Annotated in this window: 22 protein-coding genes and 1 pseudogene; 13 read left to right on the forward strand and 10 right to left on the reverse strand. The window is 71.1% G+C overall.

Features of this window, described 5'->3' with window-relative positions:
• Nucleotides 1-2: 2 nt before the first annotated feature.
• Nucleotides 3-1,847: a tetracycline resistance ribosomal protection protein Otr(A) gene (gene otr(A), locus ACFVYN_RS00330; protein ID WP_389990440.1), complete on the reverse strand. Its 1,845-nt coding sequence runs from the start codon at nucleotides 1,845-1,847 to the stop codon at nucleotides 3-5.
• A gap of 219 nt (nucleotides 1,848-2,066) precedes the next feature.
• Between otr(A) and ACFVYN_RS00335 the strand changes: the two genes are divergently transcribed.
• Nucleotides 2,067-3,020, forward strand: coding sequence for a ribose-phosphate diphosphokinase (locus ACFVYN_RS00335; RefSeq protein ID WP_389990442.1), 954 nt, complete (start codon nucleotides 2,067-2,069; stop codon nucleotides 3,018-3,020).
• Between the two features lie 7 nt (nucleotides 3,021-3,027).
• Here ACFVYN_RS00335 and ACFVYN_RS00340 read toward each other — a convergent pair whose 3' ends face one another.
• Nucleotides 3,028-3,408 (reverse strand): anti-sigma factor antagonist, encoded by a 381-nt coding sequence (locus tag ACFVYN_RS00340; protein ID WP_389990444.1) that lies wholly within the window; start codon nucleotides 3,406-3,408, stop codon nucleotides 3,028-3,030.
• A 159-nt stretch (nucleotides 3,409-3,567) separates the two neighbouring features.
• Nucleotides 3,568-4,005 carry a MarR family winged helix-turn-helix transcriptional regulator gene (locus ACFVYN_RS00345; protein WP_389990446.1) on the reverse strand — a complete coding sequence of 146 codons (438 nt, stop codon included), beginning with the start codon at nucleotides 4,003-4,005 and terminating at the stop codon, nucleotides 3,568-3,570.
• A 103-nt stretch (nucleotides 4,006-4,108) separates the two neighbouring features.
• On the opposite strand from ACFVYN_RS00345, the gene ACFVYN_RS00350 reads away from it, so the two are divergent.
• Together ACFVYN_RS00350 and ACFVYN_RS00355 are read left to right on the forward strand one after the other, a co-directional pair.
• Nucleotides 4,109-5,563 (forward strand): aldehyde dehydrogenase family protein, encoded by a 1,455-nt coding sequence (locus ACFVYN_RS00350; RefSeq protein ID WP_389990448.1) that lies wholly within the window; start codon nucleotides 4,109-4,111, stop codon nucleotides 5,561-5,563.
• A gap of 23 nt (nucleotides 5,564-5,586) precedes the next feature.
• Entirely contained in the window at nucleotides 5,587-6,693 is a 1,107-nt protein-coding gene (locus ACFVYN_RS00355; protein ID WP_389990450.1) for an NAD(P)-dependent alcohol dehydrogenase, read from the forward strand.
• 89 nt (nucleotides 6,694-6,782) lie between these two features.
• Here the strand turns inward: ACFVYN_RS00355 and ACFVYN_RS00360 are convergent, their stop codons facing one another.
• A complete protein-coding gene (locus ACFVYN_RS00360; protein WP_389990452.1) occupies nucleotides 6,783-7,733 on the reverse strand; it encodes an NADP-dependent oxidoreductase in 951 nt (316 codons plus the stop codon).
• Nucleotides 7,734-7,804: 71 nt separating this feature from the next.
• Here ACFVYN_RS00360 and ACFVYN_RS00365 point away from each other — a divergent pair, with 71 nt between their 5' ends.
• Nucleotides 7,805-8,782, forward strand: coding sequence for a GlxA family transcriptional regulator (locus ACFVYN_RS00365; protein ID WP_389990454.1), 978 nt, complete (start codon nucleotides 7,805-7,807; stop codon nucleotides 8,780-8,782).
• 61 nt (nucleotides 8,783-8,843) lie between these two features.
• Complete coding sequence (locus tag ACFVYN_RS00370; protein ID WP_389990456.1) at nucleotides 8,844-9,680, forward strand: hypothetical protein; 837 nt, start codon at nucleotides 8,844-8,846, stop codon at nucleotides 9,678-9,680.
• A 7-nt stretch (nucleotides 9,681-9,687) separates the two neighbouring features.
• Here ACFVYN_RS00370 and ACFVYN_RS00375 read toward each other — a convergent pair whose 3' ends face one another.
• Together ACFVYN_RS00375 and ACFVYN_RS00380 are read right to left on the reverse strand one after the other, a co-directional pair.
• On the reverse strand, nucleotides 9,688-10,251 hold the full coding sequence (locus tag ACFVYN_RS00375; RefSeq protein WP_389990458.1) for a TetR/AcrR family transcriptional regulator: 564 nt from the start codon (nucleotides 10,249-10,251) through the stop codon (nucleotides 9,688-9,690).
• The gene (locus ACFVYN_RS00380) at nucleotides 10,248-10,610 is read right to left on the reverse strand and encodes a DUF1304 domain-containing protein (protein WP_389990460.1); all 363 of its coding nucleotides are present in this window, start codon (nucleotides 10,608-10,610) and stop codon (nucleotides 10,248-10,250) included. The genes ACFVYN_RS00375 and ACFVYN_RS00380 overlap by 4 nt, the downstream gene beginning before the upstream one ends.
• A gap of 152 nt (nucleotides 10,611-10,762) precedes the next feature.
• Here ACFVYN_RS00380 and ACFVYN_RS00385 point away from each other — a divergent pair, with 152 nt between their 5' ends.
• Both ACFVYN_RS00385 and ACFVYN_RS00390 read left to right on the forward strand, forming a co-directional pair.
• On the forward strand, nucleotides 10,763-11,293 hold the full coding sequence (locus ACFVYN_RS00385; protein ID WP_389990462.1) for a GNAT family N-acetyltransferase: 531 nt from the start codon (nucleotides 10,763-10,765) through the stop codon (nucleotides 11,291-11,293).
• A gap of 77 nt (nucleotides 11,294-11,370) precedes the next feature.
• Nucleotides 11,371-11,763, forward strand: coding sequence for a VOC family protein (locus tag ACFVYN_RS00390; RefSeq protein ID WP_389990464.1), 393 nt, complete (start codon nucleotides 11,371-11,373; stop codon nucleotides 11,761-11,763).
• 1 nt (nucleotide 11,764) lies between these two features.
• Here ACFVYN_RS00390 and ACFVYN_RS00395 read toward each other — a convergent pair whose 3' ends face one another.
• Both ACFVYN_RS00395 and ACFVYN_RS00400 read right to left on the reverse strand, forming a co-directional pair.
• Entirely contained in the window at nucleotides 11,765-12,061 is a 297-nt protein-coding gene (locus ACFVYN_RS00395; RefSeq protein ID WP_356596027.1) for a DUF4235 domain-containing protein, read from the reverse strand.
• 30 nt (nucleotides 12,062-12,091) lie between these two features.
• Complete coding sequence (locus ACFVYN_RS00400; RefSeq protein ID WP_389990466.1) at nucleotides 12,092-13,132, reverse strand: glutathione S-transferase family protein; 1,041 nt, start codon at nucleotides 13,130-13,132, stop codon at nucleotides 12,092-12,094.
• Between the two features lie 92 nt (nucleotides 13,133-13,224).
• Here ACFVYN_RS00400 and ACFVYN_RS00405 point away from each other — a divergent pair, with 92 nt between their 5' ends.
• The gene (locus ACFVYN_RS00405; protein WP_389990468.1) at nucleotides 13,225-14,196 is read left to right on the forward strand and encodes a cation diffusion facilitator family transporter; all 972 of its coding nucleotides are present in this window, start codon (nucleotides 13,225-13,227) and stop codon (nucleotides 14,194-14,196) included.
• A 62-nt stretch (nucleotides 14,197-14,258) separates the two neighbouring features.
• Here the strand turns inward: ACFVYN_RS00405 and ACFVYN_RS00410 are convergent, their stop codons facing one another.
• Nucleotides 14,259-14,708: a nitroreductase family deazaflavin-dependent oxidoreductase gene (locus ACFVYN_RS00410; protein WP_389990470.1), complete on the reverse strand. Its 450-nt coding sequence runs from the start codon at nucleotides 14,706-14,708 to the stop codon at nucleotides 14,259-14,261.
• A 419-nt stretch (nucleotides 14,709-15,127) separates the two neighbouring features.
• Here ACFVYN_RS00410 and ACFVYN_RS00415 point away from each other — a divergent pair, with 419 nt between their 5' ends.
• Together ACFVYN_RS00415 and ACFVYN_RS00420 are read left to right on the forward strand one after the other, a co-directional pair.
• Nucleotides 15,128-16,327: a cytochrome P450 gene (locus ACFVYN_RS00415; protein WP_389990472.1), complete on the forward strand. Its 1,200-nt coding sequence runs from the start codon at nucleotides 15,128-15,130 to the stop codon at nucleotides 16,325-16,327.
• Between the two features lie 17 nt (nucleotides 16,328-16,344).
• Nucleotides 16,345-16,545, forward strand: a complete 201-nt coding sequence (locus ACFVYN_RS00420) for a ferredoxin (protein ID WP_389990978.1) — start codon at nucleotides 16,345-16,347, stop codon at nucleotides 16,543-16,545.
• Between the two features lie 496 nt (nucleotides 16,546-17,041).
• Here the strand turns inward: ACFVYN_RS00420 and ACFVYN_RS00425 are convergent.
• Nucleotides 17,042-17,254 (reverse strand): annotated as a pseudogene (locus tag ACFVYN_RS00425) (TetR/AcrR family transcriptional regulator); the annotation flags it as partial.
• Nucleotides 17,255-17,303: 49 nt separating this feature from the next.
• Between ACFVYN_RS00425 and ACFVYN_RS00430 the strand changes: the two are divergent.
• From ACFVYN_RS00430 to ACFVYN_RS00440, 3 genes are read left to right on the forward strand one after another with little or no spacing between them, the layout of a single operon-like run.
• On the forward strand, nucleotides 17,304-17,762 hold the full coding sequence (locus tag ACFVYN_RS00430; protein ID WP_389990474.1) for a DUF1348 family protein: 459 nt from the start codon (nucleotides 17,304-17,306) through the stop codon (nucleotides 17,760-17,762).
• 9 nt (nucleotides 17,763-17,771) lie between these two features.
• The gene (locus ACFVYN_RS00435) at nucleotides 17,772-18,314 is read left to right on the forward strand and encodes a flavoprotein (RefSeq protein WP_389990476.1); all 543 of its coding nucleotides are present in this window, start codon (nucleotides 17,772-17,774) and stop codon (nucleotides 18,312-18,314) included.
• A 40-nt stretch (nucleotides 18,315-18,354) separates the two neighbouring features.
• Complete coding sequence (locus ACFVYN_RS00440) at nucleotides 18,355-19,326, forward strand: aldo/keto reductase (protein ID WP_389990478.1); 972 nt, start codon at nucleotides 18,355-18,357, stop codon at nucleotides 19,324-19,326.
• The last annotated feature ends 81 nt before the right edge of the window (nucleotides 19,327-19,407 follow it).

The following is a 19,407-nucleotide window of genomic DNA, read 5'->3' on the forward strand; positions in this document are numbered from 1 at the left end:
TCTTAGTGCGGCTTGAGCTCACGGTCACCCGAGGGCCTGGACCACCACACCCCTTCACCGCGGGTGAGCCCGGGCAGCCGCAGCTCCAGCTCCCGCACCCTCCGGCCCGGGAGCTCACCGGTGATCACCCATGCCGTGGCCCCGCCCGTGGTTCCCGTGAACTCGGCTCCGGCGGCGGCGAGTTGCCCAGTGACCGCAGCCAGCGCGTCCAGCGGCACCTCCGCCTCGAACGCGTGGTACGGCTCGAACAGCCGCGTCCCCGCCCGCTCCAGGGCCCGGCGCAGCACGATCGGCGTGAGCCCCCGGAAGTCGGCGGCGGTGCTGAGAGGCCCGATGAATCCGGAGCGGACCAGGGTGACCCGGTAGTCCGTCACGCTCGCGCCGCTCAGACCGGTCCGCATGCTCGCGTGGACGGTCTCCTCGATGGCCTGGTGGAACGCCCGGGGGAGCGCGCCGAGTTCGGTCTCGTACGCGAAGACGCCACCCGAGCCGCGTTCGCCCGGCTCGACCCGCAGTCCGATCGTCGCCCAGTAACGGGTCCCCAGATGCCAGGGATGCTCCTCGCACGCTTCCCCGGTGCCGCGCGGCCGCTCCAGGTACCGCACCCGGCCCGGTTCGAAGTCCGCCTCGACACCGAAGTCCTGGGCGAGGGTCGCCGCGAGCACCTCCATCTGGACCTCGCCGTACAGGAGCAGCGAGGTGGCGCCCTCGGCCGTGGGGCGTGCGTGGATGAGGGGGTCCTGGTCGGCGAGGGTCAGCAGCGCCGAGCGCAGCCGGGCCGCCTGACCGGGGTGGCGGGCCGTGACCAGGGTCTGAAGGGTCGGGGGCGCGAACTGCGGTGCGCGGTCGGTGAGTTCACCGAGGCGGTCGCCGACACGGAGGTCGGCGGAGAAGGTCAGCGCCGCGATGTTCCCGGCGGTGAGGGGTCCGCTCAGGTGCGTCACCCGCCCGGAGACCCGGCTGGTCGCGCCGTCGGCCTCGCGCCTGAGGAACGTCAGCCGTTGACGCTCCGTCACCTCACCGTCGTACAGCCGCAGATACGCGGTGCGCTCACCGCCGGGTCCGGGGCGTACGGCGAACACCGTGCCGCGCGGTTCGCCGTCTCGTGTCGCGGGGCCGGCCGGAATCAGCCGGATCACGCCCTCGACCAGGTCGCGCACGCCCTGGCCGCCGAGGGCGGAACCGAAGAACACCGGGTGGAAGGAGCCGTCGGCGGTGCGGGCGGCGAGGGCCCCACGCACGTCGTCCGGGGTGGGCGCGGGGCCGTCCACGACCGCCGTCAGGATGTCCGGGTCGACCTCGGCGAGGGCCTCGGCCAGCCGGCCGTCCCCGGGCCGGGCGGCCACTTCGGCGCCGGTCGTGCCGATGCCCGTCACCTCTGTGAGCGGGGCGACGTACGGCGTCAGCCTGCGCCGGATGTCCGCGAGCAGGCCCTCGTCGCGGGCACCGGACCGGTCGATCTTGTTGACGAAGATCAGCGTGGGCAGCCGTAGCCTGCGCAGGGTCCGCATCAGCACCCGGGTCTGCGCCTGTACGCCCTCCACGGCGGACAGCAGCAGGACCGCCCCGTCGAGGACCTCCAGGGCGCGCTCGACCTCCGCGATGAAGTCCGAGTGCCCCGGGGTGTCGACGAGGTTGATCCGGGTGTCACCGACGGTGAACGAGGCGACCGCGGAGCGGATGGTGATGCCGCGCTGCCGCTCGATCGCACCGTCGTCGGTGCGGGTGTCACCGGTGTCGACGCTGCCGAGCCGGTCGATCGCGCCGTGGTCGAACAGCAGCCGCTCGGTGAGGCTGGTCTTACCGGCGTCGACGTGGGCCAGAATTCCGATGTTCAGGGTGTGCATACGGGGTCGAGTCCTCGAGAACCGTGGGCCGAAGGGGGCGCTGGGTCGATTCGAGGAGTCGGCGCATGCGAGGGATCCTGACATGAGGGAACGTGGACGTGGCCATGATGGCGTCCGCCGACCGGGTCACCGCAACCGAATTTCGGCACCCGGGTGGCCGGCGCGCAGGCCAGTAGCATGAGCCGGGCAACCCGAGATGATCATCATAGGAGCAGGTCCGTGCGAGACATCGCCGTGTTCAGCGGTAGCGCCCACCCCGAGCTGGCGGCGGAGGTCTGCGCGCATCTGGGGGTGCCGCTCAGTCCCACCCGGGTCAGCCGGTTCGCCAACGACTGCCTGGAGGTGCAGCTTCAGGCCAACTGCCGGGAGCGGGACGTCTTCCTCGTCCAGCCGCTGGTCAGGCCGGTCCAGGAGCACCTGGTGGAGCTGCTGCTGATGTGCGACGCGGCCCGTGGTGCCTCCGCGCGCCGGATCACCGTCGTCATGCCGCACTACTCCTACGCCCGCTCCGACAAGAAGGACGCGCCCCGTATCTCGCTGGGCGGACGCCTCGTCGCCGACCTGATGGTGGCGGCGGGCGCGAGCAGGGTCCTCGCCATGACCCTGCACTCCCCGCAGGTGCACGGCTTCTTCTCGGTGCCCGTCGACCATCTGCACGCCCTGCGTGAGCTGGCCGCTCACTTCCAGCGGTACGACCTGACCCGCACCACCGTGGTCTCCCCTGACCTCGGCAACGCCAAGGAGGCCGCCGCCTTCGCCCGGCTGATCGGCGCCCAGGTGGCCGCGGGCGCCAAGCAGCGCTTCGCCGACGACCGGGTCAGCATCAGCGACGTCATCGGCGAGGTCGCCGGACGGGACGTGATCGTGCTGGACGACGAGATCGCCAAGGGCAGCACGGTGCTGGAACTGCTCGACAGACTGCGTGAGCTGGGTCCGCGCTCCATACGGGTCGCGTGCACGCACGGTCTGTTCGCCGACGGTGCCCTCAAGAGGATCGGTGAGCAGCCCGACGTACTGGAGATCGTGTGCACCAACACCGTGCCGGTCCCCGTCGAGGAACGCACCGACAAGCTGCGCATCCTGTCCATCGCGCCCGCGCTCGCCGAGGCCGTACGGCGCATTCACAACGGCGAGTCGGTCAGCGCCCTGTTCGATTCGCCCCACGGTGAATAGCGGACCGTCATAACGTCTCGGACGTCGCCTCGGGCTGGCCCAGGGCCGCGTCCAGCGACGGCAGCGGGGGCAGCAGCCGGGCCAGGCCGGTCACCTTGATGACCCGCAGGGTGAGGGGGTGCGTGCAGACCAGGAGCAGCGTGCCGTCGTGGTCGAGCACACGGGAGCGGGCCCGGTACAGCAGCCGCAGCCCGGAGCAGTCGAAGAACTCCACGCCACTGAGGTCGATCACCAGCCGCGCGCCGGGATGCCCGGTGGCCCGGTCCAGGTGGGGAAGGAGCTCGACGGCCGCGGCGATGTCGATCTCCCCGCGGAACTCCAGCACGGTGTGACCGCGGTCCTCGTGGACGCGCAGATGCCGGGACGGCGGCGCAGGTTCCTGCTGCACGACGACTTGGCCTCCAACCGGCTCCACAGGCGCGTAGAAATCCTTTTCCCGCCCTGCAAGTTACCCTCGATGGAGCGAATTTGAGCATGTTCGATTGACATATGTCTTCGAATTGCGACCGTCGGTTCGCACCGAGTTCACGCGGGGCTCGCGCCCGGCTCACGACAGGGCGTGCCAGGCCCTGGTCAGCGCTTGACGGAACTGCTCGGTCTGGTGCGCGGTGAGGTCCCGCACCATCCGCTCCTCCAGCTCCTTTACGGGGCCCTCGTGCTGCGCGAGCAGCGCACGCCCCTCCTCGGTCAGCAGGATCAGCAGTTCGCGGCGGTTCCTCGGATTGCGCTCCCGGCGGACCAGTCCGCGGGTCTCCAGGGAGCGCACGAGATCGGCGATCGACTGGGCGGTGACGAAGGAGTCCCGGGCCAGTTGCGCCGCCGACAGCCCGTCGTGCCGCTCGAGGACCGTGAGGGCCGTGTACTGCAGGGCGGTGATCCCGGAGGGCCTGACCAGGTCGTCCAGATGGGAACGGACGACGAGCTCCACCTGTTTCACCATGTAGAGGAGTGACGGGGGCGCCTTGGTCAGCTGTGTGTCGAGCATGGGTTCAGGCTAGACCATTGACAGGAAACCTGTCTGTAAAGAGACTGCGAACCAACAGGAATCCTGTTTGTTGAAATCTTGGCGACGAAGCTGAGGAGCCGCGATGTCCCCCATCGAGATCGAACCCGGACGGCTGTTTGTGGGCGGCCAGTGGCGTGAGGCCGCCGACGGTGCGCGCACCGAGGTGGTCGACCCGTCCCGGGGCGCGGTCGTCACCACCGTCGCGGAGGCCGGCGCCGCCGACGTGGACGCGGCCGTCCGTGCCGCCCGGGAGGCCTTCGACGACGGCGCCTGGTCCGGTCTCAGCGGTCGCGAGCGGGGCCGGATCCTGCACCGGGTCGCCGAGCTGATCCGCGAGAACGCCGACGAACTCGCCCAGCTGGAGAGCCTGGACGTCGGCAAGCCGATCTCGCTGTGCCACGCCGTGGACGTCACCAACGCGGCCAACGACTACGAGCACTTCGCGGCCCTCGCCCACTCCCTGGACGGCTCCGTCCGCAACACGCCCATGAACGCCCTCGCCTACACCAAGCGCGAGCCGCTCGGCGTGGTCGCCGCGATCACCCCGTTCAACTTCCCGCTGATCCTCTCCGGTTCCAAGATCGGCCCCGCGCTCGCCGCCGGCAACACGGTCGTGCACAAGCCGGCCGACGAGACCCCGCTCAGCGCCCTCTACATGGCCGCACTGCTCCAGCGGGCCGGGGTCCCCGACGGGGTCGTCAACGTGGTCACCGGCGCCGGACCGGTGGCCGGCGAGGCCCTGCTGCGCCACCGCGGGGTCGACAAGGTCGCCTTCACCGGCTCCACCGCGATCGGCCGGCATGTGGCGGCGACGGCGGGCGAGGCCCTCAAGCCCGTCACCATGGAGCTCGGCGGCAACGCGGCCAACATCGTCTTCGAGGACGCCGACCTGGAGAAGGCGGTCGGCGCGATCATCAAGGCGTTCGTCTTCAACACCGGCCAGTTCTGCATGGGCGGCCCGCGCCTGCTCGTGGCCCGCTCGGTCCACAGCACCCTGCTCGGCATCCTCGCCGACGCCGTGCCCGGCGTGCCCGTCGGCGACCCGCGCGACCCCGGGACCGTCGTCGGTCCGATGGCGGGGGAGAAGCACCTGAAGAAGGTCGAGGAGTACGTCGACCTGGCCCGCAAGGAGGGCGGCCGGATCGTCTGCGGCGGTGAACGCCTCGACCTCGACGGCGGCTTCTACTACAAGCCCACCGTGATCGCCGATCTCTCCAACGACTCCCGGGTCGTGCAGGAGGAGATCTTCGGCCCGGTCCTGACCGTGCAGCCCTTTGACACCGAGGACGAGGCCGTCGCCCTCGCCAACTCCACGCCGTACGGCCTGGCCTCGGGCGTCCAGACCACCAACCTCGCCCGCGCGCACCGGGTCGCCGACCGCCTCCAGGCGGGCATCGTCTGGGTCAACGACTGGGCGATGCTCGACCCCGCGGTGCCCTTCGGCGGGGTCAAGGACTCCGGCTACGGCCGCGAGTACGGCCCGGAGGCGCTCGACGCCTACACCAGGGTCAAGTCCGTCGTCGTCTCGCTCGACTGAGCGCCTTCCAAGGAGTCCCCGCGATGTCCACCACCACCCGTGCCGCCGTCGTCGAGTCCGGCGGCGCGCCCTTCACCCTCTCCGACGTCACCCTCGACGAGCCCGCCCCTCATGAGGCCCTCGTCCGCATGGTCGCGACCGGCCTGTGCCACACCGACCTCGGCGTGGCGAGCGGCGGACTGCCCTTCCCGCTGCCCGGTGTCCTCGGGCACGAGGGGGCGGGAGTCGTCGAGGCCGTCGGCTCGGCCGTCACCGGCGTCGCCCCGGGCGACCACGTCGTGCTGTCGTTCACGTCCTGCGGCGACTGCCGCAACTGCGACGGCGGCCACCCCGCCTACTGCGCCGGCTGGCTGCCGCTGAACCTCCTCGGCGGCCGCCGGGCCGACGGCACCAGCACCATCAGCCGGGACGGCGAGTCGCTCGGCGGACACTTCTTCGGCCAGTCCTCGTTCGCCGAGCGGGCCCTGGTCGACGAGCGCAGCCTCGTCAAGGTCGACCAGGACGTGCCGCTGGAGTCCATCGCCCCGCTCGGCTGCGGAGTGCAGACCGGCGTCGGCGCCGTGTGGAACGTCCTGAAGCCCGTCACCGGTTCCACCATCGTGGTGCTCGGCGCCGGAGCGGTGGGCCTGTCCGCGGTCATGGCCGCCGCCCTCACTCCCGCCACGACGATCGTCGCCGTCGACCGGTTCGGCGAACGGCTCACCCTCGCAAGGGAATTGGGCGCCACTCACACCGTCAATGCCGGCGAGGAGGACCTCGGCGAGGCGCTCGCCGCGATCACCGGCGGTCAGGGCGCGGACGGCATCGTGGAGACCACGGGCAGCGTGACCGTCCTGCGCCAGGGCGTCGACGCGCTCGGCGCGCGCGGCACGCTGGTCGTCGTCGGCGCCCCGCCGTTCGGCACCGAGGTCTCCCTGGACGTCAACGGGCTGCTCGGCGGCAAGCGGGTCGTCGGCCTCACTCTCGGCGACGCCGAGACGCAGAGCTTCATCCCCGCCCTGGTCCGCCTGGTGAAGGAGGGACGGCTCCCGCTGCACCGCCTGATCAGCACCTATCCGTTCGCGGACATCGACCAGGCGGTACGGGACATGGGCGCGGGCAAGGCGATCAAACCCGTGCTGACGTTCTGACCCGTGCGGATGTTCTGACCCGTGCTGACGTTCTGACCCGTGCGGACGTTCCGGCCCGTGCTGACGCTCTGAGAGGTCGGTCTGAGACGTCAGTCGACCACCAGGACCAGCTTCCCGGTGGTACGGCCGGTGTCGCCGAGCCTGTGGGCCTCGGCGGCATCGGCCAACGGGAACGTCCCCGCGATCGTGGGCCGCAGCTCGCCCTTCTCCACCAGGTCCACGATCGCGTCCATCCCGGCGCGGTCCGCGTCGACGAGCATCCGCACGGCCCTCACGCCGAGCCGCTCGGCCTCCTCGGTGAACTCGTCCGTGCCCAGCGGGATGATCGACACCACGACCCCGCCCGGCCGCAGCACCCGCAGCGACCGCACGGACGTCTCGCCGCCCAGCGTGTCCAGTACGACGTCGACGTCCTTCACCGCCTCGGCGAAGTCCGTCTCCCGGTAGTCGATCACCTCGTCCGCGCCGAGCTCGCGCAGGAAGTCGTGCTTGCCCACGCTCGCGGTGCCGATCACATGGGCACCCCGCGCCTTGGCGATCTGCACGGCCACATGCCCCACGCCTCCGGCCGCCGCGTGAATCAACACCCGCTGTCCGGGCCGTAGTTCGGCGTTCTCCACCAGCGCCTGCCACGCGGTCAGCGACACGAGGGGCAGCGCCCCCGCCTGGGTGTGGTCGATCGACGCCGGCTTGTGCGTGAGGGCCCGCACCGGCGCGATCACGTACTCGGCGTGCGAACCGTGGCCCCACGGGTACGGCAGCATGCCGAACACCTCGTCGCCGGGCTTGAAAGTGGCGACGCCGATGCCGACCGCCTCGACCACGCCGGAGACGTCCCAGCCGAGGACGAACGGCGGCTGGCCGAGGAAGCCGCCGGTGGCGCGGTGCTTCCAGTCGGTCGGGTTCAGGCCGGCCGCCCGCACCCGGACCAGTACCTGGTTGGGGCGCGGCGCGGGGCGTTCTACGTCGATCTCCTTGAGGACCTCGGGACCGCCGAGGGTGTCCTGGCTGATGGCTCGCATGGTGTTCACAGTGCTCATGGTCGTCCAGCCTGCCCGGCCCCGCCCGCCAGGAAAATGGCACGATTGCCAAGCTTCGATAGGATCGTGCCATGCGACATGTGGAGCGGACCCAGTGGACCCAGCGGACCGAGCGGGTCGTGGTGCTGGCCCTGGACGGCGTGTACCCCTTCGAGCTGGGCATCCCCAGCCGGATCCTCGGCGCGGCCGACGGCCGGTACGAGGTGCTGACCTGCACGGTCGACGGCCGACCGGTGCGCACCAACGCCGACTTCACCATCGGCGTCGAGCACGGACCCGAGATCCTCGCCACGGCTGACACCGTGGTGATCACCCCCGTCTCCCCGGAGCGGATGCCCGCCGAGCTCCCGGACGAGGTGCGCGGGGCGCTCGCGCTCATCAGCCCCGACGCCCGGATCGTCTCCATCTGCACCGGCGCCTTCGTCCTCGCCGCGGCCGGTCTCCTGGAAGGCCGCCGGGCGACCACCCACTGGCAGCTCGCCGACCTCTTCCGGCGGATGTACCCGCACGTCGACCTCGACCCCGACGTGCTCTTCGTCGACGACGGCCGCATTCTCACCTCGGCCGGGGCCGCCTCCGGTGTGGACGTCTGTCTGCACCTCGTCCGCAAGGACCACGGCAGCGAACTCGCCAACACCGTGGCCCGCCGCTGTGTGGTCCCGCCGTTCCGGGACGGCGGTCAGGCCCAGTACATCGAACAGCCCGTCCCGGAACAGGGCGCCACGAGCACGGCCGGGACCCGCGCCTGGGCGCTGGAACGCCTCGACGAGCCCCTGACCCTGGGCGACCTGTCCGGCCACGCCCGCATGAGCCTGCGCACCTTCGCCCGCCGCTTCAGTGACGAGGTGGGCATGAGCCCCGGGCGCTGGCTGATCCAGCAGCGCATCGCCCGGGCCCGGCACCTCCTGGAGTCCAGCGATCTGTCGGTCGACCAGATCGCGGGCCGCGTGGGCTTCGCCACGGGCGCGTCCCTGCGCCAGCACCTGCATGCGGCGATCGGGGTGTCACCGCAGGTGTACCGGCGCACGTTCCAGACGGCGGCGCGCTGAACGTTCCCGGCCGCCCCGGCGTCGAAGGATCACGAAGGCGGACGGCGTGCGGGGGGCGGGAATGCGCAGAGGGCTGTGTGCGGTGCTGGCGATCATGGTCATGACGGTCGTGGGGTGCGAGTCCGGGGAGGGCGTGGTGGTCGAGGGCGCCGCACCGGCCACGCCCTACGACGGGCCGATGGACGTACCGACGAAGGAACTCGACGAGCACTCCCCGCAGGCGCTGCGGCTCGCCTCCGGGGCCGCGGGCCGGGCCCTGGAGTGCGCGGGGGAGATCCACAACGGCAACGGCCCCGACGGCTGGAGCAGGGACGACGGCGGGGACAGCCCGGAGGAAGGGCTGAAGCTGTACTTCGACCTGTTCGACCCGGGCGACCCCCGATCCGGCTACCGCGTGGAGCGCGAGGCGGCGGACCGCGTGCTGTACTCCTACGACGTCGACGGCCGGACCAAGGTGGCGGTCGTGGTCGCCAAGGACCAGGAGGACAGGCCCGGTTGGGGCCCGGAGACCAGCGCGTCCTGCGACCCGTCCGAACTCCCGGCAGACTGGACCGCCTCCCACGGCTACGAGATCTGGACCGACCGCGCGGGCCGGCGGGTGCCGACCACCGAGGTGAGCAGCGCTGCGGGGGACGCGCACTGCGGCTGGCGGCAGGTGCACTTCCTCGACCTCGGCGGCCGGACGTACGGCCGTGACCCGCAGGGCCTGCTCGAACCCGACATGCTCACCGCGGCCTACGACGGCTCGGCCGCCCTGCCGGTGAACGCCCAGGACACCGGATACCGCTACCAGGACCGGGAGTTGTGGCTGACCGGCGACCGCGCAACGGCGTACGTCCGCACACCCGACGGCGTCGAGGCCTGGCCCCTGCTCAAGGAGCACATGGCCTGCAAGTGAGCCGAGTTCACCGGCTGGCGTGCAGGGCGACCAGCAACTGCCAGACCTGGTCGGCGATTTCGGCCGCGGTGGCGTCGAGCAGGCCGTGCAGCCAGTCGGCGAGGACGCCGGCGAAGGTGGCCGCGACCGCGGAGGCGACCAGCGGGGCGTCGGCGGCACCCGCGAACTCGCGCTCCCGCAGACTGTAGGCCCTCAGATCCCGGTGCAGGACCCTGCCGAGCGGTCCGCCGCCGCCCGGGGCGAGCAGGGACCGGTACAGGGCGGCGTGCGGGGCGAGCGAGGCGAAGAACTCCCCGAGCGCGGGCGGCGCGTGCACCGGGTCGGGCCGCCCGCGCCAGGCGTGCAGCGCCTCCACGGCCTCCCGTACGACGTCCGCGCAGGCGTCGACGGCGAGCGCCTCCAGGCCGTCGTAGTGCACGTAGAACGTGGCCCGGCCGATCCCGGCCCGCCGGACCAGCGCGGCCACGCCGACCTCCTCCAGCGGCCGCTCGGCGCACTCCGCGAGCAGTGCCTGGCGCAGTCGCGCCCGGGTGCGGGCCGCCCGCGGGTCCTCCGGTGCGGGGCGGGTCACTGCGTCACGAGGACGGCGGCCAGGGCGAGCGCGCCCGGCAACGCCTGCGCGGCGAGGATCCGGACGTTGGCGGTGACGGCGCCGTACACCCCGGCGACGATCACGCACACCAGGAAGAACACCTGCGCCCGGAACCCGGTCGGATCCCCGGCGACGAGCCCCCACACCAGCCCCGCCGCGAGGAACCCGTTGTACAGCCCCTGATTGGCGGCCATCGGGGCAGTGGCCCGGGCCATCTCCCGGTCGAACCCGTGGAAGGACATCCCCGGCTTCTTCTGCCACAGGAACATCTCCATCACCAGGATGTACACATGCAGCGCCGCCACCAGGCCGACCAGCACGTTCGCCAGGATCTCCATCAGCTTCCCCACTTCTTGGACAGGTGTCCACTATAGCGGGACACCTGTCCAAGAAATCCACTGTCAGTGTCGGCCGCTAGCGTGAGCGCCATGACCACCGAGGAAGAGCTCACCGCGCGGCCCTGGCGGACCCGGCACGGCTCGTCCTGGTGGTGGCGTACGACGGTGAGGTGGTCGGACACCTGACCGGGTCGCTGACCGAACCCTCGGCCGTGCGGCCCGTGAAGGCGGCCACGCTGAACGGCCTGTACGTCCGCCCGGCCCACCGGCGCGGGCGGGTCGGCGCCCGCCTGGTGGCGGAGTTCCTGGCCTGGGCCGGGGCACAGGGGGCCGTGCAGGCGGAGGTAGCCGCCTACGCGGCCAACCCGGAGGCGATCCGTTTCTACGAGCGCCAGGGATTCGGGGCCCACGCCGTGACGCTGCGACACGTCCTAGGCCGAAAGGCGGAGGTGGAAGCAGGCGCGAACGGCCAGACTGATACCGTCGAGACCATCACCCAGGTCGAGTTGAGCCAGGAGGACGGGGACGGCTTCGCCGCGAGGACCGGCTTCGATCCCCGACAGCTCACCACGCCCTACCTCTACTTTCGCGTCCGTCCGCGGCGGGTGCAGGCCTGGCGGGAGGTCGAGGAGCTCACCGGGCGTGACCTGATGCGGGACGGGGAGTGGTCGGTCGCCGACTGAATCGGCCGTGCCGGGATATCCGCAAGGTACGGGCCGCGGGGCGCCAACACCCCGTGGCCGAACCCTTCGGAGGAGACATGGCACTGGTGAAAGCGGGGGTCGTCGTGCTCGACTGTGCCGAGCCCGAGAAGCTCGCCGTGTTCTACAAGGAGCTGCTGGCGGCCGAGCAGACCGACGCGACCGCGAACCGCGTGGAGATCAGGGGAGCGGACGGCTTCCGGCTGGCGTTCCGCCGTGACGTGAACGCCACACCGCCGAGCTGGCCCCGCCCCGAGAACTCCCTCCAGGCCCACATCGACTTCGTGGTGGATGACCTGGACGCGGTCGAGCGCAAGGTCGTGGAGCTCGGCGGGCGACCACTGGAGGCGAAGGACGTGGCGGGGCCGTTCGAGGAACGCGGCTACGCCGACCCCGCCGGACACTCCTTCACCGTGCGCCTGGTCACCCCGACCGCGCCCAAGCAGGGCTGAGTCAGTCGCGGCCGCCCTTGTCGTCGGCCGGCCAGACTCCGGTGGAGCGTTCGATGGCTGTGGCGCCCGCGCGGTCCACCGCGCTGCGAACCACGGCGAAGATGGCGCCCTGGACCGCCGCAGCCAGCAGGATCTCTCCCCAGCCGCGGTCACGGTCCAGGGCGTCGGGCGCATCGTCCTCGTGCCGGATGGCCTTCCAGGTCTTCTGGAAGGCCAGTCCCGCCAGCGTTCCGCTCGTCCAGCCCAGTACGAAGCCGAGGGGCTTGTAGGCGAGGGGCAGCTTCTTCTTCTTTGCCACGTCGATCTCCTTGCTCAGTGGTGGGTCGGCTCAGTGGTGGGTCGGCTCAGTGGTGGGTCGGTGGTGCGCCGGAACCGCCTCGGCCGTCGGTGCCGGCCCCGGCGGAGTCCCGTCGCCGAACGGACGGCCGCCGAGCTCCTCACGGTGATGCGGCGTCAGCCAGCCCGCCAGGTCCGGCCCCAGCGGCACGATGCCGGTCGGGTTGATACCGGTGTGCACCTGGTAGTAATGCCGCTTGATGTGGTCGAAGTCGACCGTGTCACCGAAGCCCGGCGTCTGGTAGAGGTCGCGGACGTACGCCCACAGCACCTCGTTCTCCGCCAGCTTCCAGCGGTTGCACTTGAAGTGACCGTGATAGACGGCGTCGAAACGCACCAGTGTCGTGAACAGGCGGATGTCCGCCTCGGTGATGGTGTCCCCGACCAGATACCGCTGCCCTGCCAGCCGCGGTGTCAGCAGGTCGAGCCGGCGGAACAAGCCCGCGCAGGCCTCTTCGTACTCCTCCTGTGAGCTGGCGAAACCCGCGCGGTACACACCGTTGTTGACGTCCTCGTAGATGTCCGCCATCACCGTGTCGATCTCGTCGCGCAGCGCCCGCGGATACAGATCGGGCGCTCCCTCGCGGTGCAGGGCCGTCCACTCGGTGGCGAGGTCCAGGGTGAGCTGCTGGTAGTCGTTGGTGACGAGCTTCCCGCTGGGAATGTCCACGAGCGCGGGCACGCTCACCCCGCCGGGATAGTCGCTCTCCCGCTTGTCGTAGGCCTCGCTGAGGTAGCGGATGCCGAGCACCGGGTCGCGGCCGTCCGGGTCCAGGGTGAAACGCCAGCTGCGGTCGTCCTGGATCGGGTCGGTGATCGCCATCGAGAGCGCGTCCTCGAGCCCGAGCAGCCGTCGTGAGATCACCGCCCGGCTCGCCCAGGGGCACGCGCGGCTGACCACCAGGCGGTAGCGGCCGGCCTCCACCGGCCAGCCGTCCCGGCCGTCGGCGGTGACCCGGTCCGCGAAATGGCTCTTGGACCGTTTGAACGCCTTGTGGCCGAGCGTGCTGTTGCCGTCGTCGGCGCTGCCCATGCTTCCTCCTGTCTGACGCCTGTCCTGGACGCGTTCCCCGTTTTCGGGAATCGGCACGGTGTGAGTGCCCGGGAGGCGGGCAGTCGGCGTGGGTGAGCGGGACATCTACGAACAACTCAGCGGACCGGAAAACACGCGTCACCGTGCTGGTGGCACTCGCGGCGAATCTGGTGATCGCGGTGGCCAAGGCGGTCGGCGGGCTCTTCGCGGGCTCGCCGGCGCTGCTGTCGGAGGCGGCGCACTCCGTCGCGGACAGCCTCAACGAGGTCTTCCTGCTGGCCGCGCTGCGCCGCAGCCGCCGCCCTGCCGACCGGCGCCATCCCTTCGGCTACGGCAAGGAAAGGTTCTTCTGGTCGCTGATCGCGGCCGTCGGGATCTTCGTGATGGGCGGTTGCTTCTCCTTCTTCCAAGGCGTGGAGGCACTCCGCAACGGCGCCGAGGAGACGCTCAGCGGCTATGTGGCCGGCCTCATCGTGCTGGGTGTGGCCCTCCTCGCCGAGGGAGTCTCGCTGCTGCGGGCGCTGCACCAGGTGCACAAGCAGGGCGGGGTCGCGCAGGGCATGCGGGACCCGGCGCTGCGCACGGTCGTCGCCGAGGACGGCACGGCGGTGCTCGGCGTGACCCTGGCCATGATCGGCATGGCGCTGCACATGGTCACAGGCCAGGTGGTGTGGGAGGCGTCCGCCTCCCTGGCCATCGGTGTGCTGCTCGTCTACGTGGCCTACCGGCTGGGCCGCGAGGCCAAGGGGCAGCTCATCGGTGAGGCGGCCGACCCGGAGGCCGATGCCCGCATCCGGGCCGTGCTGGACGCGCAGCCCGAGATCGACAGCGTGGAGGCGCTGTTCACCATGAAGATGGGGCTGGACTCGGTCCTGGTGGCCGCCCGGGTCGACCTGGTGCCGGGCCTGGACAGCGAGCGGGTCGAGGAGGTCGCCGTACGCATCAAGCGGTCCGTCTCCCGGACCGTGGCCGAGGCGGACCAGATCTTCCTCGACGTGACCGACCGGCCCGCCGAGGAGGCACGAGAAAGCCCCGCCGCGACGGGGGAACGCGGCGGGGCCTGACGCACGGGTGCCCGGCCGGAGCCGGTGCATGCGTCGTCTGCCGAAGATTTCTCCGAGGGCGGTCAGTCCCCGTCGACGGGCTCCAGGACGAAGACCGGAATCACCCGGTCCGTCTTCTTCTGGTAGTCGGCGTACGGCGGGTACGCCTCGACGGCCCGCTCCCACCACTCGTCCTTCTCGGCGCCGGTGATCTCGCGGGCGACGTAGTCCCGCTTGACCGCGCCGTCCTGGAGCTCGACATGCGGGTCGGCCTTGACGTTGTAGTACCAGACCGGGTGCTTGGGCGCGCCGCCCAGCGAGGCGACCACGGCGTAACGCCCTTCGTGCTCGACCCGCATCAGCGGCGTCTTGCGGAGCCTTCCGCTCTTCGCGCCGCGGGTCGTCAGCACGATGACGGGCAGCCCGGTGTCCATGAGGGTGTTGCCCTCGGCGCCGCCGGAGCTCTCGTACAACTCCACCTGCTCACGCACCCACTGGGTCGGGCTGGGCTCGTACTCGCCCTCAAGAGGCATGGTTACCGTCTCCTCGTCGTCGCCGGCTGCGGAGTTCTCGCACGGGACAACACCGTCCCGCAGCGGAATCATCCCTACCGGATACCCCGTGACCCGGCCGGCCCACCTGTCGGGCGGGACGCGGATCCAGCGGCCCCATCGCCCCGCACCTCCGGATGGCCGGGGACGGACTGGTGGCCCGTCATCCCGTGAGCCCGGGCATGGCCGGATACCGAGGGCGGCGTTCCCGTCGGCGCAGTCGACATTCCAAGCCACGGCCGCCCCGACGTGAACGCCGCCCGCCGCTTCCCGTCCCAGGGCGACGATCTCCGGCCAGATCGTCCCCGCCACCGATCTGGCCGAACTTCTCGTCGCCCCATAGATGCCCCGGGCATCTAATGAAGATCTGCACGACGCACCCTTCGTCTGCGAGGTCTTCCATGACGGAAACGGAACCCGTCACCTTCCCCCAGGACCGGACCTGCCCCTACCACCCGCCCACCGCCTACGACCCCCTGCGCGCCGACCGCCCGCTGTCCAGGATCACCCTCTTCGACGGCCGTCCGGCCTGGCTGGTCACCGGACACGGCACCGCGCGCGCCCTGCTCGCCGACCCCCGGCTGTCCACGGACCGCACCCGCGACGGCTTTCCCGCGCCCACGGCACGCTTCGCGGCGATCAGGAACCGGAGGACCGCGCTGCTGGGAGTCGACGATCCCGAACACCGCGTCCAGCGACGCATGATGGTCCCCAGTTTCACGCTCCGCCGGGCCACCGAACTCCGCCCCCGCATCCAGGAGATCGTCGACGAACGCATCGACGCGATGATCGCCCAGGGACCGCCCGCCGAGCTGGTGAGTGCCTTCGCGCTGCCCGTCCCCTCGACCGTGATCTGCGCCCTGCTCGGCGTTCCCTACACCGACCACGACTTCTTCGAAGGGCAGTCCCGGCGTCTGCTGCGCGGTCCTGCGGCCGACGACGTCATGGACGCCCGCGACCGACTCGAGAAGTACTTCGACGACCTGATCGACCGCAAACAGAAACAGCCGGAACCCGGCGCCGGTGTACTCGACGAACTCGTCCACCAGCAGCTGCGGGACGGGGAGCTGAACCGTGAGGAACTGATCGCGCTGGCGATCATCCTGCTGGTCGCCGGTCACGAGACAACCGCGAACATGATCTCGCTCGGCACCTTCACCCTCCTCCAACACCCCCAACGGCTGGCCGAGTTGCGCACTGACCCCGCGCTGATCCCGAACGCGGTCGAGGAGCTCATGCGGATGCTGTCGATCGCCGACGGACTGCTGCGGATGGCCCTCGAGGACATCGAGGTGGCCGGGACGACAATCCGTGCGGGCGACGGGGTCGTCTTCTCGACCTCGGTCGTCAACCGCGACGAGGACGTCTACGCCGACCCGGACGCCCTCGACTGGCACCGGCCCGCCCGGCACCACATCGCGTTCGGCTTCGGCATCCACCAGTGCCTGGGCCAGAACCTCGCCCGCGCCGAACTGGAGATCGCCCTGCGCACTCTCTTCGACCGGCTGCCCACCCTGCGTCTCGCCGCCCCCGCCGAGGAGATCCCCTTCAAACCCGGCGACACCATCCAGGGGATGCTGGAACTCCCCGTGACCTGGTAAGAGGCTCCACGATGCGCATGGACATCCACATCGACAAGGACGTCTGCATCGGGGCGGGCCAGTGCGCGCTGGCCGCCCCGGGCGTCTTCACCCAGGACGACGACGGCTTCAGCACGCTCCTGCCCGGCAGGGAGGACGGTGACGGCGACCCCATGGTCCGTGAGGCCGCCCGCGCCTGCCCCGTCGCCGCCATCGCCGTGTCCCAGACGGCAAGCTGACCCGGCAGGGCGGGCCGGGCACTCCGAGCCCGACCTGCCGCAACGGCCCCGGCTCGGCGCGACGAGGTCGTACGCCGTGAACCGCTCGCCCCCGGCCTTGACGGTGAGCACGAACAGCAGCCGCCACCACGGTCCCGTCGGGGCGCACCGTGTCTCGGGCCGGCACTTCAGCCGCCCGGCTGGTTCACCGCCCGGGGCGAGGGTCGTGACCCGGAGCCTCTCGCGCAGCGCCACGGTCCCCTCGGCCGCCGCCCGGGCGCCCGCAGCTTCACTGGCCCGTCGGGCGGCGGTGTGGCCGGGTCGGTCGGGGTGCACCTTGTCCGGGGCCGGCACTTCAGCAGCCCGGCCGGATCACCGCCCGGCGCTTCGGCCAGGAAGGACCTCCGCCAGCTGTGAGGCGAACGTCGAACCGGGTGGCGGGTCTGGAGGGACCCTCGGCGGACTCCCTCGCCACAGCCCGTGCCGGAGTCATCTCACTCGCCGCCGCCTGACGAACTCAGCGGCAGTCCAGCAGCAGCCGGGCCGCCTCGCGCGCCTCCGCCGCGGGGCGGGTGCTGTGTGTGATCCCCGCCGTCACCATGGCTCCCTCGGCGAGCAGGAAGAGCGGTCCTGACAGCGCCGTGGGCCGCCCCGACGCGGCGACGAGGGAGGCGAGGTAGTCCCCGAACGCCTTCTTGTGCGCCCGGACCTGCGCCGCCACCCGGTCCGAGAGGTAGCAGGCACCCTGGAGAACGCACGTTCTCGCGATGGAGGATGACATGACCGACCGCCCGCCCCTGCCGCCCTTCACCCGCGAGAGCGCCGCCCAGAAGGTGCGGGCCGCCGAGGACGCCTGGAACACCCGCGATCCGCAGCGAGTGGCACTCGCCTACTCGGAGGACTCCGTGTGGCGCAACCGCGGCACCTTCGTCACCGGCCGCGCCCAGATCGTCGAGTTCCTCACCGCGAAGTGGGCGCGCGAGCGGGAGTACGCGCTGCGCAAGGACCTGTGGGCGTTCGACGGCAACCGCATCGCGGTCCGTTTCCAGTACGAGTGCCGGGACACCGAAGGGCAGTGGTGGCGGTCGTACGGCAACGAGCTGTGGGAGTTCGACGGGCACGGGCTGATGACCCGGCGCGAGGCGAGCATCAACGACGTGCCCATCGAGGAGAAGGAGCGCCGGATCCACGGACCGCGGCCCGAAAGCGAGCGCGGGCTGTCATTCCCGCTTGAGTAGGGTTCCGGCGTGACCGATCAGGACGAGATACCGCCCTTCTTGTACATTGTCGTCTGCGCCGCCGGCATCGCGGCGGGCGTCGGCAGGCTGATCACCGCCGCGCAGGAGCGGGAGTGGCACGTGGGCGTCATCGCCACCCCCACCGCCATGAACGGCTTCTTCGACGCGGCCGCCGTCGAGGCGCAGACCGGATACCCGATCCGTTCCGCGTGGCGCCGCCCGGGGGACCCACGGCCCTTCCCGGACCCGGACGCGGTCGTGGTCGCCCCGGCCACCTTCAACACGATCAACAAGTGGGCGGCCGGCATCGCCGACACCCTCGCTCTCGGCACGCTGTGCGAGGTGGCAGGCCGGGGCATCCCGATCGGCGTCCTGCCCTGTGTCTCCGACGACCTCGCCGCCCACCCCGCCTACCAGGACAGTCTGATCAGGCTGCGGGGGATGGGAGTGCGCTTCGGACACCCCTACCAGGGCGCCGGGGGCGAGGAGTTCGGGTGGGAGCGGGCACTGGATCTGGTCGAGCCCGGAGGATGCCGAAGCGCGAAGTCGTAGGCTCCCCTTCGGACCCCTCTCGAAGGCAGGAGCAGCAACGATGCAGTACGTGAAGCTCGGTTCGACGGGCCTGGACGTCTCGCGGATCTGTCTGGGCTGCATGTCCTACGGCCTGCCGGACCGCGGCGTGCACGAGTGGACGCTCGACGAGGAGGCCTCGCGGCCCCTGATACGGCAGGCACTGGACGCCGGGATCAATTTCTTCGACACCGCGAACGTCTACTCCGACGGCACCAGCGAGGAGATCGTCGGCAAGGCCCTCGCGGACTTCGCGAACCGCGACGAGATCGTGCTCGCGACCAAGGTGCACGGCCGGACGCGCTCCGGACAGAACGCCGCGGGGCTGTCCCGCAAGGCGATCATGACGGAGATCGACCACAGTCTGCGGCGTCTGGGCACCGACTACGTCGACCTGTACCAGATCCACCGCTTCGACCCCCGCACCCCGGTCGAGGAGACCATGGAGGCGCTGCACGACCTGGTGAAGGCGGGCAAGGTGCGCTACCTCGGGGCCAGTTCGATGTACGCCTGGCAGTTCTCCAAGATGCAGTACACGGCCGAGCGGCACGGCTGGACCAGGTTCGTGTCCATGCAGAACCACTACAACCTCCTCTACCGCGAGGAGGAGCGCGAGATGCTGCCGCTCTGCGCCGACCAGGGGGTCAGCGCCCTGCCGTGGAGCCCGCTGGCCCGTGGCCGGCTGACCCGGGACTGGGGCACGGTCACCGACCGCAGTGCCACCGACGACTTCGGCAGCCGCCTCTACCAGGAGGGCGACCGCACGATCGTCGAGGCCGTCTCCCGCATCGCCGGCGACCGGGGTGTCCCGCGCGCCCAGGTGGCCCTGGCCTGGCTGCTGGCCCAGGACACGGTGGCGGCCCCGATCGTCGGCGCGGGCAAGCCGCACCACATCGAGGACGCGGTGGCAGCCGTCGAACTGGAGCTCAGCGACAAGGAGATCGAGGAGCTGGAGGGGCCGTACACGGCCCGCCCCATCGTCGGTCACAGCTGACTAATGCGGTCCGTGCGGTGCGAACTCCGTACCGCACGGACCCGCCCCCTCGCTCTCCGGCAACGGCACCCGCGCCCCCGT

It is taken from the genome of Streptomyces sp. NPDC058307 (genome assembly GCF_042880295.1).
In the GTDB taxonomy this organism is placed as follows: domain Bacteria; phylum Actinomycetota; class Actinomycetes; order Streptomycetales; family Streptomycetaceae; genus Streptomyces.